This window comes from Pseudomonas sp. AA-38 (assembly GCF_029457475.1).
In the GTDB taxonomy this organism is placed as follows: Bacteria; Pseudomonadota; Gammaproteobacteria; order Pseudomonadales; family Pseudomonadaceae; genus Aquipseudomonas.
The window spans coordinates 5,464,766-5,477,243 of sequence record NZ_CP120359.1 but is presented as its reverse complement, the minus strand read 5'-3'; the positions used below and the strand labels follow the sequence as shown (position 1 = coordinate 5,477,243).

Sequence of the window (12,478 nt, the reverse complement as noted above, 5' to 3'; positions counted from 1 at the left end):
ACGACGTGGCAGTCAGGGGCAAATTGCCATCCATCGGGGAATTATTCAGGGTTTTCATGTGTCTGTGGGTCTGAGTGAACGGAATTCATGTGTTACCTTTCCGGTACGGCTCGCTTGGGTGGCCTCCGAAGACTAGGGTTCTTGGGGGGCATCTGGGTGGGGCGTCACAATAAGAGGAGGGCATCCGTCCTGTTCACGCTCGTCTAGCGAGTCAACGCATCAAGGAGCACGCCAACCATGGGAAACGTCCCTTCGCATGACACGACCCCGCCACCCGCAGCGGAAATTCAAGAGGGCATACCGGCGCCGACCGGTGAAGCCAATCTGATCGATACCGACTATGTCATCGGTCAGGACAACATCCAGGGGCAGTTCGTCTTCTCCTTGGACATTCACGGCAAGGTCTTCACCATTTCTGCCCTGGTGGCAGTGATCTTCGTGGTGCTGGCCCTGGCTCTGCAGAATCAGATCGAGCCGCTGTTCAGCAGTGTGCGCGACTGGCTCACCCATCATATGGCCTGGTTCTTCATCGGCGCCGCCAACATCTTCGTTCTGCTCTGTCTCGGGCTGATCGTCTCGCCGCTGGGCAAGGTGCGTCTCGGCGGCAAGGAGGCGACTCCCGATTACACCTACATGGGCTGGTTCTCCATGCTGTTCGCCGCGGGCATGGGCATCGGCCTGATGTTCTATGGCGTTTCCGAGCCCATGTCGCACTACAGCTCGGCGATGGGCGGGATCACCGTCGGCGCGGACGGTGTACGCACCGACTGGGCACCACTCGATGGCGCACAAGGCAACGCCGAGGAAGCCGTGCGCCTGGGCATGGCCGCGACCATCTTTCACTGGGGGCTGCACCCCTGGGCGATCTACGCCATCGTCGCCCTGGCGTTGGCGCTGTTCTCCTTCAACAAGGGCCTGCCGCTGTCGATCCGTTCGATCTTCTACCCGATTCTTGGTGAGCGCGTCTGGGGCTGGCCGGGGCACATCGTCGACATTCTCGCGGTGTTCGCCACTCTGTTCGGCCTGGTGACCTCGCTGGGCCTCGGGGCAGAGCAGGCGGCTGCCGGCCTGGAGTATCTGTTCGGCATTCCTGCCACGGACATGACCAAGGTGCTGCTGATCATCGCCATCACCCTGATCGCCCTGGCTTCGGTGGTCGCCGGCCTGGACAAGGGGGTCAAGCGCCTGTCGGAAATCAACATGGGCCTGGCCATGGCCCTGTTGCTATTCATCATCATCGCCGGGCCGACCCTGGCGATCTTCACCGGCTTCTTCAAGAACCTCGGTGCCTACCTGCAGTACCTGCCAGCGCTGGCCAACCCGGTGGGGCGCGAAGACGTCAACTTCAGCCAGGGTTGGACCGCCTTCTACTGGGCCTGGTGGATCAGTTGGTCGCCGTTCGTGGGCATGTTCATCGCCCGCGTCAGCCGCGGCCGCAGCGTGCGTGAATTCCTCATTGCCGTGCTGCTGGTGCCGTCGCTGGTGTCGGTGCTGTGGATGACGGCCTTCGGCGGCACCGCCATCAACCAGTTGCTGGTCGATGGGTTCACTGGCGCGCAGGACGCCGCGCTGGAGCTGAAGCTGTTCAGCATGCTCGGCGAGATGCCGCTGACCGGCATCACCTCGTTCATCGGTATCGTGCTGGTGGTGGTGTTCTTCATCACCTCGTCGGACTCCGGCTCCCTGGTGATCGACACCATCACCGCCGGTGGCAAGGTCAATGCGCCGGTACCGCAGCGCGTGTTCTGGGCCAGCATCGAAGGCGTGATCGCCATTGCCCTGCTGCTGGGCGGCGGGTTGGTGGCGCTGCAGGCCATGGCCGTGTCGACCGGCCTGCCGTTCACCATCGTGCTGCTGGTGGGCTGTATTTCCATCGTCAAGGGATTGATGAGCGAGCCGCGCTGACGCATTCGCTGGCACCTTACCGATCAAGCGCGCGCCTGCGGGCGCGCTCTTGCGTGAGGGAGGTTTCACTCTGTGCCGAGTACAGCCGCTGTGGGAGAGGTTTCAGCGTGCACGGGGCTGGCTGGTGCGGGGTAGCACAGGCTGAGCCGACAGGCGCTGAAGATGGGTGATGCGCTTTCATCCATCTTCTGCGCGCCGGATACCAGAGCCACGTGCTGCGGCTGCCATGTCAGCCTTCAGGCGATACCAAACTGGATTTCGATGCGGTTATCCGGGGACTGCGGGCCGGCCCAGCAGTGATAGATCTCCCTGCTCTCGCCTGTGACAGGCAACTTGGCTGCAACAATTGCACGGATGAGCGGCTGGTAACCTGCTGTGAATAGCTGATCCAGCTTGCCGCTATATTCGGCATAGGCGCAGGGAAAGCTGTCCAGCGTTCTGACGGAAAACCTGTCGCCTGCATAGGTTTCGGCGTTGCTGATCGGCAAACAGAATTCGGCGGTATATCGCTGCTGGCCATTCTCGGGGAGGTTGTACGAGATGAAAACCCAGGGCCCAGCGACCTGTAACCCGTACTGCCGGACTTCTTCCATCATTTGTGCGCCGTACTGTTCTGCGTAAATGCCGACCTGCGGGATGGTCAACTCTTGTCTCGCATATAGCACCGTCATGGGCGCGGCGTTCTTCCTTTGCATATGAGCTCCTCAGGGTTCCACCAGGCTGTGGTGAGCGTAACAGCCTGGTAATGGCTGCTGGGCATTGTGGTGCTACAAGGCCCGCCTGACGAAGGACTTTAGCCGTCTTCTGATGATTGGGGGCGAAACGAGAAGGGCCAAGGCTGCACGGATAAACGAAGTGCCACCTGACCGCTTCAGCCGGATCAAGGTGGTGGTTAGTGGTCTCTCGACACGTTCTTCAACGCCAAACTTCACCTTGGTCGCTAATGGATAGCCCCACGCCGTTTGCACCGCTCTTGCCAGTTTTTCCTTCTGATAGCGTCGGCTTCCGCGTATAGCAGCGGCGGGCGCCGCATTGCTCGCGATTAGAAAAAGAAGGAGCAGCCCCTTGAGCCAAGGCCCCATATCTCGCAAGAACGATTCATCCGCAGACGGTATTCCCGCCCCAAGTGGGGCAGTCAACCTCATCGACACCGACTATGTAGTCGGCCAGGACAACATCCGTGGCCGATATCTGGTCAACCTCGATATCCATGGTGTGGTATTCCTGATATCGGCGATCACCGCATTCATCTTCGTCGCGCTGGCGCTGGCCATGCACGATCAGATCGAGCCTCTGTTCAAGGCCGTGCGTGACTGGCTGACCGTGCATCTGTCCTGGTTCTTCATCGGTTCGGCCAACATCTTCGTCCTGCTGTGCCTGGGCCTGATCGTTTCGCCGTTGGGCAAGGTGCGCCTTGGCGGCACCCTGGCCCGCCCCGATTACTCCTACTTCTCCTGGTTCGCCATGCTGTTCGCGGCGGGCATGGGCATCGGCCTGATGTTCTACGGTGTTGCCGAGCCGATGTCGCATTACGGCACCGCCTTGGGCGGCACAGCCGTGGATGCCAATGGCGTGCGCACCGACTGGGCACCGCTGGGCGGGGCTGCCGGCAACTCCGCCGAGGCGGCGCGCCTGAGCATGGCCACCACCATCTTCCATTGGGGCCTGCACCCCTGGGCGATCTACGCCATTGTGGCGCTGGCGCTGGGCCTGTTCGCCTTCAACAAGGGTCTGCCGCTGTCGTTCCGCTCGATCTTCTTCCCGCTGCTCGGTGAGCGCGTGTGGGGTTGGCCAGGCCACATCATCGACATCCTGGCGGTATTCGCCACCCTGTTCGGCCTGGTGACCTCTCTGGGGCTGGGTGCCGAGCAAGCCAGCGCTGGTCTGCATGCGCTGTTCGGCCTGCCGGCCGACACCACCACCAAGGTGCTGCTGATCACCGTGATCACCCTGATCGCGCTGTGCTCGGTACTGACCGGTGTGGACAAGGGCGTGAAGATCCTCTCCGAAATCAACATGGGCCTGGCCTTCGCTCTGCTGGCGTTCGTACTGTTCGCCGGCCCCACTGCACTGCTGCTGACGGGTGTGCTGGATAATCTGGGCGCCTACCTGCAGTACCTGCCGGCGCTGTCCAACCCGGTGGGCCGTGAAGACGCCAACTTCAGCCAGGGCTGGACGGCGTTCTACTGGGCCTGGTGGATTAGCTGGTCGCCGTTCGTGGGCATGTTCATCGCCCGCGTCAGCCGTGGCCGTACCGTGCGTGAATTCCTTACCGCCGTGCTGTTGGTGCCATCCTTGGTATCGGTGATCTGGATGAGCACCTTCGGTGGCACCGCGCTGCACCAGGCCCTGGGTGGCCTGACCGAGCTGAGCCAGGCTGCGCTGGAGCTGAAGATGTTCGTCATGCTCGATCAGTTGCCGATCAGCGCCATCAGCTCCTTCGCCGCCATCGTACTGGTGGTGTTGTTCTTCATCACCTCGTCGGACTCCGGTTCGCTGGTGATCGACACCATCACCGCTGGCGGCAAGATCAACTCGCCGGTTTCGCAGAAGGTGTTCTGGGTGGTCATCGAAGGCGCGCTGGCCGTGGCCCTGTTGCTTGGCGGTGGCCTGGTGGCCCTGCAGGCCATGGCGGTTTCCACTGGTTTGCCGTTCACCATCGTGCTGTTGGTGGGGTGCGTGGCGATCATCAAAGGGCTGATGAGCGAACCGCGCTAAGCGGAGCGCCTTGCCGCCACCCGGCGGCCTTGGCTCGATACAACGCCTCTATCGCAGGATAGGGGCGTTGTCGTTTATGGGCGCCGAGCATGGATAAGCGTCACTGCTTTAGGCTGGAGACTTGGTGCATGACGTGGGATTGGATGGAATATTGATTGATGCTGGATTGGCAAGTTTGTGTTGATGTTTCGGATATCCGTTCCGAATTGCCGCGTTTTTGTTGATGTTTCTGGTTTCGCCCTCCCGGGCGAGTCAGTTTTGTAGGGCAAAAGTAACCAAAACCCTCCGCCCGGTCATCCGGCCCTCGCTGCGCGAGGGTTCGCTCACTCCATCGCCGTTCCAGAGGCCCGCCGCGGTGGGCCATCCCTGGCCCATCGCGGCTCTCGGCTTTGGCATCCTGCGTCGCTCTACCTCCTGCATCCATGCAGTCGTCGCGGCATCCATGCCGCTCAACCTCTTCCACGACGATTCCGTTCGCCCTCCTGGGCGGGCTCTGCACGCGCCTGAACCCGAGGTAACCCAGAAGTAGCAAGGAGTGGTTACACATGAGGTCAGCCTCAGGGCTGACCGGGATGCCGGCTGCAAGCCGGCAAGCTATTCAAGCGAATGAAAGTTTTGGTTTAACCCAGCGGCCACGTCATGGCTCCACTGTTACCAGAGCACGCGGGGCATGCCCGGAACCGATGTACGTTCAGGCGCGCTAACTCCCCCTTCAGGAGGCCGAACGTAGGCATTGCGCAGGGGGCGAGCGGCATGGATGCCGCGAGATACCGATGGCGGCCCCGCGTAATGGGCCAGGGATGGCCCATGTACGCCGACCCCTCAGGATGCCGGAGTGAGGGGAGTCGAGCGAAGCATGACGGGGACGCCTAGTTCCGGATGGCGGGGGTGCGTTTCTTTTGCTTACTTTTCTTTGCGCTGGGCGGCAATCCGAGTTCAAAGAAAAGTGAGTCGCCCGAGGGGGCGAAACCCGGAGTTTCTGAAAACACCCAAAGCGGCGTCCAGAATACCAACACACAAACTTGCCAATCCGGTATCAAGACCGATTTCCCCGCGACGCCACGAAAACGCAAAAACCCGATGCCAAGACCTGGCATCGGGTTTTCAAGAACGATCCCCGCTGGGGCTCAAGCCATCAAGAACGACATTACACAGCAGCAATCATGGCTGGCCATCAGCACTCGATGATATTCACCGCCAGGCCACCGCGAGCGGTTTCCTTGTACTTGGTCAGCATGTCAGCCCCGGTTTCGCGCATGGTCTTGATCACCTTGTCCAGGCTCACGTAGTGCGCGCCGTCGCCATACAGCGCCATGCGTGCAGCGTTGATGGCCTTCACCGAAGCGATGGCGTTGCGCTCGATGCAGGGGATCTGTACCAGGCCGCCGACCGGGTCGCAGGTCAGGCCCAGGTGGTGTTCCATGCCGATCTCGGCAGCGTTCTCGACCTGCTCCGGGGTGCCGCCGAGTACCGCGCACAGCGCGCCGGCGGCCATGGAACAGGCCACGCCCACTTCACCCTGACAGCCCACCTCGGCGCCGCTGATCGAGGCGTTTTCCTTGTACAGGATGCCAATGGCGCCGGCGGTGAGCAGGAAGTCGATGATGCCGCGCTCGTTGGCGCCGGAGATGGCATTGGCATAGTAGTGCAGCACCGCCGGGACGATACCGGCGGCACCGTTGGTCGGTGCGGTGACCACGCGGCCACCGGCGGCGTTCTCTTCGTTCACCGCCAGGGCCCAGAGGTTCACCCAGTCGAGCATGCGCAGCGGGTCTTCGATGTAGCTGCGCTGGAAGCCACCCAGCTTGCGCGCCAGGATGGCGGCGCGGCGGCGCACCTTGAAGCCGCCGGCGAGGATGCCCTCGGTGCGGCAACCACGCTCCACGCAGGCCTGCATCACCTTCCAGATGTTCAGCAGGCCGGCGTCGGTTTCTTCGTCCGTGCGCCAGTGGCGCTCGTTGCGACGCATCACCTCGGCGATGCCGATACCGTGCTCGCGGGTCAGCTTGAGCAGGTCGGCGCCGCTGCGGAAGGGTAGCGGCAGGGAAGTGGCGTCCGGGGCGATGATCTTCTGCTTGCTGCCATCGGCCAGCACCGCCTCGCTGACCACGAAGCCGCCGCCCACCGAGTAGTAGGTGGCCTCGTGCAACTGGATGCCGGCGGCATCGAAGGCGGCGAAGCGCAGGCCATTGGCGTGCAGCGGCAACGCCTTGCGGAACATCTTCAGGTCGGCTTTCTCGTCGAAGGCGACGGCATGCTTGCCGGCCAGCACGATGCGCTTGTCGCGGCGGATGGTGTCGATGTACTCGGGCACCTGATCGACGTTGACGGTATCCGGCTCATGGCCGCTGAGGCCGAGCAGCACCGCCTTGTCGCTGCCATGGCCCTTGCCGGTGGCGCCCAGCGAGCCGTACAGCTCGGCGACCACACGGGTCACCTTGGGCATGTGCTCGTGGTTTTCCAGGGCGTGGGTGAACAGCGCGGCGGCGCGCATGGGGCCGACGGTGTGAGAGCTGGACGGGCCGATACCCACTTTGAACAGGTCGAAAACGCTGATAGCCATGGCGGAGTTCTTCTTGTCGATTGATTGGACACGCGCCCGGTTACGCGCGTGTGGATGCCCCTATCTAAGAACGGCCCTATCATTATGTATACTGATTTATTTTTAACGTATTCGTTAGCGTCGCTTAACTATTGAGATCGCGCCATGGACATCACCCGCCTGCGCACCCTGCGCGAACTGGCTCGCTGCCGCACCATGGCGGCGGCTGCCGAGTCGCTGCACCTGACGCCTTCGGCCGTGTCGCAGCAGGTCGCTCAGCTCGAACGCGAGGTGGACGTGGCATTGATCGAGCGGCGCGGCCGCGGTGTGGTGCTGACCCCGGCGGGTGAGCGCCTGGTGGCGCATGCCGAGCGCATTCTCATGGTGCTCGACGAAGCGCGCTCGGAGCTGGCGCTGCTACGCGGGGAAATTGCTGGAGAGCTACGGGTGGCGGCCTTCCCCTCGATCGCCGTGGCGGTGATCGCCGAAACAGTGCGAGCGCTGCGCACTGCCTATCCACGGCTGAACGTGGTGGTGCTGGATCTGGAGCCGCAGGAAAGCCTCAGCGCCCTGGGTTCCTGGCAGATCGACGTGGCGGTGATCGACGACCTGGCGGTGACTCCGGACGAGAACCGCGAGCACTACGCGCTGATTCCCCTGACCCAGGACTTGCTGCACGTCCTGCTGCCCATCGAGCATGCCCTGGCCAGGCGCGACAGCCTGACCGTCGCCGATTTGCGCGACGAAGCCTGGGCGCTGGACTCCACCGGCAGCTCGTTCGGCGAGTTCATCACCAACCTGTGCCGCCGCTCCGGCTTTGCCCCGCGCATCAATGCCCACTGCGCCGGCTTCGAGATGGTTGCGGCCATGGTCGCCTCGGGCAACTCCATCTCCATCGTCTCCGGCCTGCGCCTGGTGCGCCCGCTGCCCGGCGTCATCGCCGTGCCGCTGCTGCCGGACATCCAGCGCGGCGTGTTCCTCGCCTACCGCAAGGGCGAGCGCGACCATCCGGCGGTCAACGTGTTTCTCGACGAAGCGGTATACACGGCAGACAGAGTGCTGGGTTAGCCCGTTCATGTGGGAGGGGCTTTTGCTGCTGCCCACGCTCGGCGTGGATAACCACCGACCTGTCGACTTTTACTCGGCGGGCGTGACAGGCTCTTGAGCCGTTTCAGCCTCCAACTTCGCCCTGTCAGCCTTGCTGATGTACTTGGGTTTGTTGCGTTTGGGCGCAAGCTTGGCATTGGCCTTCTTGGCGTGGGCTTCGAGCAGTTGCTTGATCTTCTTGCGGCGATTCATGGTGTTGGTCTGCGTTGCCCTGGATGAATGGTGCCGACTTAGCCGTAGGATGGGTTTCGCAAGGCGAAACCCATTATTTGTCAGTTCCCGGGTTTCGCGTTGCTCTACCCAGGCTACTTGCTTTCTTTGTTATGATTCACGACCAAATCAGATTGACGCGATGCTTTGGAAGGCTTTACGTAATTCATCAATATCCTTAAATCTAGAAGCCTTATTGCTGCTAAGACCTTTTTCAATAAAAGCGCGCAGGTTTTCCGGTGGCTTTTCAGTGTTGCTCTTTCCGGTTAATACGTAATACAAAATGCGAGTCAGTGCGTATGTTTCATGCAAGATGCTATAGCTATCAAAACCTTCCGTAATTAGACTTGGATCATTGTAGTAACCCTTAAACTCTGTATTGGCAGAGGTTAATTCGCTTTCGACGATTTTCACTAACCCGAAATCTGCTATTTTCACTACTGCCACATCGTCATATTCCTTAAGCAGAATATTCTTAGGACTGATGTCTCTGTGCAAGATGTTTTTGGAGTGTATGTATGAAAAGGCCTTGAGTATCTGTAGGCCCAGCTTGATGCGGTCTTGAAATGATAGCTTGGAATTATTTTTTGATATATATTTATCCAGCGAGCCATCCATGAACTCCATAACATATTCATTGCTATTTTCGTTGTAACCATAAACTTCAAGAACATATGGTGAGCTTAACTTGCTCATTTGATCATATTCACGCCTAAATCTTTGAATTTCCTTTGCGTTCAGATCCTTCTTTGCTCGTTTCAAAGCAAAATTTTTAAGATAAAAACTGTCGAAGTATTTGTAGACGTTAGCATAAGAGCCGCTACCGAGCGCCTTCAGGTCAGCGGTATTGTTTTTATTTTCAATTTTTATTGAGCTTTGTGAAAAAAATATTGGAATAGTGTAGTAGAGCTCTAGCTTCTCAGTATAGGGTGGAATCGCACTTCCACCGCTCTTGTTTAGAAAACCCTTGCAGAAAGCAAGTCTGTCTCGATAATACTCTTCAACATAAAATGCATGCTCGGAGTTCTTTAAGGATCTCTCTAAGGCTTCAGTGGTCTCTATGGCTCTAATAAGACTTCTACTTGGCTCTGCCCAGAAATGAGCTGGCTCTTCGTCTGTCGGGAGTCTATTATTCATCGAGTCAAAAAGACTAATGATGCTAGAGTGAAGGGTGGAGAATAAAATTTTTAACTTATCATTGTTTATTGATTCGTAGAGCTCTTCAAATTCGTTACTCAAAATATCAAACAGCTTTCTATAATGGCTCTCTATAGCATTCTCAGCATTCATTGGTATTGGAAACCTTTCTATGGTTGAACCATAACCGTGATTAGATGGAAGGTTGTACTAATTCGATGGTAGAGCGTTCCATCTGGCTCTGTATCATTACGCTGCGTATGGCGCGGAAACTTCTGAATCATAGCTTTATTTCTTGCTGACTGGTCGTGCAGTTTGTTCGTTTGACTTCCGATTTTTGCTCTCCTGTTAAGACTGTGTATTAGAGCAGCGATCTAATATCGGTAACCACAACGGCATTCCTGAGGCTAAGCTGCTTACGTTTCGGCTAGCGCCGCAAACCTGTGGGCTGATGGATAAGCTTGATGGTGTCCACGCTCTGCGTCGGCCTTTTTAAACCACAACGGACGCAGAGCGTCCTGAGCTGCGTTCCCACGCGGAGCGTGGGAACGATCATCTGCGTGCGCCATGTAACTGCGTGCAAGGTGGAGGCCGGATCTAACCAGCCGGACAGCACCTGCAGCCCATTGACTCACACCTTGAAGCTATCCACCTGGTTGTTCAGCTCCTGATACAGATCCGTGATCTGCTGAGACTGGCTTCTGACCCGTTCGGACATGTCGCGCACGCCATCGCTCTCTCCGCGCAGCGCGGTCAGGTTCTCGCTGATATGTTGCGAGACCGTGGCTTGCTCCTCGGTCGCCAGCGCAGTCTGGCTGGCCATGTCCTGCACCTTGCCGAAGGAGGTGCGCAGGTCGTCGAAGATACTGATCATCTGGCCGATCTGCTGCACCGTGCTATCGGCATTCTGGCGGCTGTTGCGGATGGCCGTGGTGGATTCGGCAACGCTCGCCTTGAGGCGCTCGATCATGGTTTCGATCTCGCGCGTGCTGTCCTGCGTGCGGGTCGCCAGGGTACGCACCTCATCGGCCACCACGGCAAACCCCCGGCCTTGTTCACCAGCGCGCGCGGCCTCGATGGCGGCATTGAGCGCCAGCAGGTTGGTCTGTTCGGCGATGGTGCGGATCACCTCCAGTACCGAGGTGATGGCGGCCGAACTCTGTTCGAGGTCGGCGGAGCGGTTCAGCGCCAGTTCGATATCACTCACCAGCCGCTCGATGGCCTGGTTGGACTGGGTCACGGCGTTAGCGCCCTGGTTGGTCAGCTCACTGGAGTGGCTGGCTTCATGCACGGCGCTCTTGGCCAGTTCTGCCATCTGCTGGTTGGACACGTTCATCTGCGTCGCGGCACTGACCATGGACTCCGAGGCATTGACCAAGCCCTCGCTGATGCGCCCGGCCTGCTCGGAAACGGTATTGAGTTGTACGGTCATATCACCCAACGCGCCGGACTGGTTCTTGATGACGCTGATGATGCGTTGCAGGTGTTCGAGGAAACTGTCGAACTCGTTGGCCAGATCGCCTAGCTCATTGCGTGAGGTGGACTGGATGCGCTGGGTGAGATCACCGTCGCCATCGGCTATCTCACGGATGCGGCGGGCGATGTGGCGTACATCGCGGGTCAGTTTCAGGGGCATGTAATAGCCCACTGCCAAGGCGATGACGAAGGCGACGCCGATGACTATCAGCGCGAGCTTCTGGTAGTCGGCGACCCACTCCCTGACGGCGTCTTTCTGCTGGCGGGCATGTGCTTCGACAGTTTCTCCCGCCTTGTCCAGCATGTCGCGCACGGCATCGAAGTATTCGTCCACCTTGACCTTGGTTTGTGGAATCGAGGCCAGGCTCGTCTTCTGGGACGCATCGATGAGGCTCTGACTGCTCTGCACCCAGGCATTGAACAGCGTATCGAAGCGCTCGTAGGGTTGAGTCAGTTGCGGTTCGCGAATCAGATAGCTGCGGTAATCGTGGAAGCGTTGCAGGGCCTGCTGCGTATTTCCCTCGAAAGCGGCGCGGTTATCCTCGAGGTTGCCGTAGCCTGTAGTGATGCGTTGCAGCGCCAACAGTGCCTGATAGAGGTCGCGATCCGCGTTGAGGATCACCGACAGGGCCTCGACGTAAAGCTGCAGGTCGGCGTCGTCCGCCGCTTCGTTCTTGCGCTGCTGGGTATGCTGGCGAAGCTGCTCGCCGGCTTGATCCAGCAGTGCGCGCATGGCCTGGAACTCGTCATCCTGTTGCAAGGTTGTGGAGGTAGCGGACTCCTTGACGCTGGCATTCAGGCTGTTGCTCACATCCAGCCATTGCTTGTAGAGCGACTCGAAATCGGCGAAAGGCTGAGTGACTTCGGGCTCTTCGGCGAGCAGTTCGCGAAACTGCTTGAAGCGATCCCACACCTGCTGGGCATTCTCGGCGAAATCCTTGGCGTTCTCGCTGGCATTGCCCTTGCCCCCGATCAGGTGCTCCTGCGCGATCAGGGCCTGGTAGATGTCACGATCAGCGTTGAGGATCAAGGCCACGGCCTCGAAGTAATTCTCCGCCTGCCGGCGCATGGCGTCCTGCTGCACCTTGCTCATCAGTAGCATCAGCAGCAGCAAACCGACCAGGATCAGCGCCAGCAGGGCTATGGGCAGAATCATCTGTACGCGAATCGAGTGAAGGCGCATCCCGGGCTCCTTGTCCAAATAGAACTGATGGCAGAACGATACCGAGTGAGTCTAGGTAACAGAGTACGAACGTGCTAATCGAGTGCGGAAAGTTCTACATAGACGCTTTCACGCCGCGCTGCGCGGGCTCTGGAGTGTGGGGTGCTCGGACGCGGAGCGTCCTGGGCTGCATTCCCACGCGGAGCGCAGGAACGATCGAA

Annotated in this window: 9 protein-coding genes; 4 read left to right on the top strand and 5 right to left on the bottom strand. The window is 59.4% G+C overall.

What is annotated here, in order from left to right:
- Positions 1 to 237: 237 nt before the first annotated feature.
- The gene (locus tag PVE35_RS25135; RefSeq protein WP_277373346.1) at positions 238 to 1,905 is read left to right on the top strand and encodes a BCCT family transporter; all 1,668 of its coding nucleotides are present in this window, start codon (positions 238 to 240) and stop codon (positions 1,903 to 1,905) included.
- A 236-nt stretch (positions 1,906 to 2,141) separates the two neighbouring features.
- Here PVE35_RS25135 and PVE35_RS25130 read toward each other — a convergent pair whose 3' ends face one another.
- Positions 2,142 to 2,600: a hypothetical protein gene (locus tag PVE35_RS25130; RefSeq protein ID WP_268180039.1), complete on the bottom strand. Its 459-nt coding sequence runs from the start codon at positions 2,598 to 2,600 to the stop codon at positions 2,142 to 2,144.
- A 370-nt stretch (positions 2,601 to 2,970) separates the two neighbouring features.
- Here PVE35_RS25130 and PVE35_RS25125 point away from each other — a divergent pair, with 370 nt between their 5' ends.
- Together PVE35_RS25125 and PVE35_RS25120 are read left to right on the top strand one after the other, a co-directional pair.
- Entirely contained in the window at positions 2,971 to 4,623 is a 1,653-nt protein-coding gene (locus PVE35_RS25125; protein WP_268180038.1) for a BCCT family transporter, read from the top strand.
- A gap of 888 nt (positions 4,624 to 5,511) precedes the next feature.
- Positions 5,512 to 5,811 carry a hypothetical protein gene (locus tag PVE35_RS25120; RefSeq protein ID WP_277373345.1) on the top strand — a complete coding sequence of 100 codons (300 nt, stop codon included), beginning with the start codon at positions 5,512 to 5,514 and terminating at the stop codon, positions 5,809 to 5,811.
- Here PVE35_RS25120 and PVE35_RS25115 read toward each other — a convergent pair.
- The gene (locus tag PVE35_RS25115) at positions 5,798 to 7,186 is read right to left on the bottom strand and encodes an L-serine ammonia-lyase (RefSeq protein WP_268180036.1); all 1,389 of its coding nucleotides are present in this window, start codon (positions 7,184 to 7,186) and stop codon (positions 5,798 to 5,800) included. The two genes, PVE35_RS25120 and PVE35_RS25115, sit on opposite strands and share 14 nt — an antisense overlap.
- A gap of 144 nt (positions 7,187 to 7,330) precedes the next feature.
- On the opposite strand from PVE35_RS25115, the gene PVE35_RS25110 reads away from it, so the two are divergent.
- Complete coding sequence (locus PVE35_RS25110) at positions 7,331 to 8,233, top strand: LysR family transcriptional regulator (protein ID WP_268180034.1); 903 nt, start codon at positions 7,331 to 7,333, stop codon at positions 8,231 to 8,233.
- Positions 8,234 to 8,302: 69 nt separating this feature from the next.
- Here PVE35_RS25110 and PVE35_RS25105 read toward each other — a convergent pair whose 3' ends face one another.
- The 3 genes from PVE35_RS25105 to PVE35_RS25095 form a co-directional block, all read right to left on the bottom strand.
- On the bottom strand, positions 8,303 to 8,464 hold the full coding sequence (locus PVE35_RS25105; protein WP_277373344.1) for a DUF2986 domain-containing protein: 162 nt from the start codon (positions 8,462 to 8,464) through the stop codon (positions 8,303 to 8,305).
- A 147-nt stretch (positions 8,465 to 8,611) separates the two neighbouring features.
- On the bottom strand, positions 8,612 to 9,772 hold the full coding sequence (locus tag PVE35_RS25100) for a protein kinase family protein (protein ID WP_277373343.1): 1,161 nt from the start codon (positions 9,770 to 9,772) through the stop codon (positions 8,612 to 8,614).
- Between the two features lie 478 nt (positions 9,773 to 10,250).
- Positions 10,251 to 12,278 (bottom strand): methyl-accepting chemotaxis protein, encoded by a 2,028-nt coding sequence (locus PVE35_RS25095; protein WP_277373342.1) that lies wholly within the window; start codon positions 12,276 to 12,278, stop codon positions 10,251 to 10,253.
- Positions 12,279 to 12,478: the final 200 nt, after the last annotated feature.

Excerpts from the sequence above, each read along its gene's own strand:
- PVE35_RS25135 (WP_277373346.1), top strand. The coding sequence starts at position 238 with ATGGGAAACGTCCCTTCGCATGACACGACCCCGCCACCCGCAGCGGAA.
- PVE35_RS25130 (WP_268180039.1), bottom strand. The coding sequence starts at position 2,600 with ATGCAAAGGAAGAACGCCGCGCCCATGACGGTGCTATATGCGAGACAA.
- PVE35_RS25115 (WP_268180036.1), bottom strand. The coding sequence starts at position 7,186 with ATGGCTATCAGCGTTTTCGACCTGTTCAAAGTGGGTATCGGCCCGTCC.
- PVE35_RS25110 (WP_268180034.1), top strand. The coding sequence starts at position 7,331 with ATGGACATCACCCGCCTGCGCACCCTGCGCGAACTGGCTCGCTGCCGC.
- PVE35_RS25105 (WP_277373344.1), bottom strand. The coding sequence starts at position 8,464 with ATGAATCGCCGCAAGAAGATCAAGCAACTGCTCGAAGCCCACGCCAAG.
- PVE35_RS25100 (WP_277373343.1), bottom strand. The coding sequence starts at position 9,772 with ATGAATGCTGAGAATGCTATAGAGAGCCATTATAGAAAGCTGTTTGAT.
- PVE35_RS25095 (WP_277373342.1), bottom strand. The coding sequence starts at position 12,278 with ATGCGCCTTCACTCGATTCGCGTACAGATGATTCTGCCCATAGCCCTG.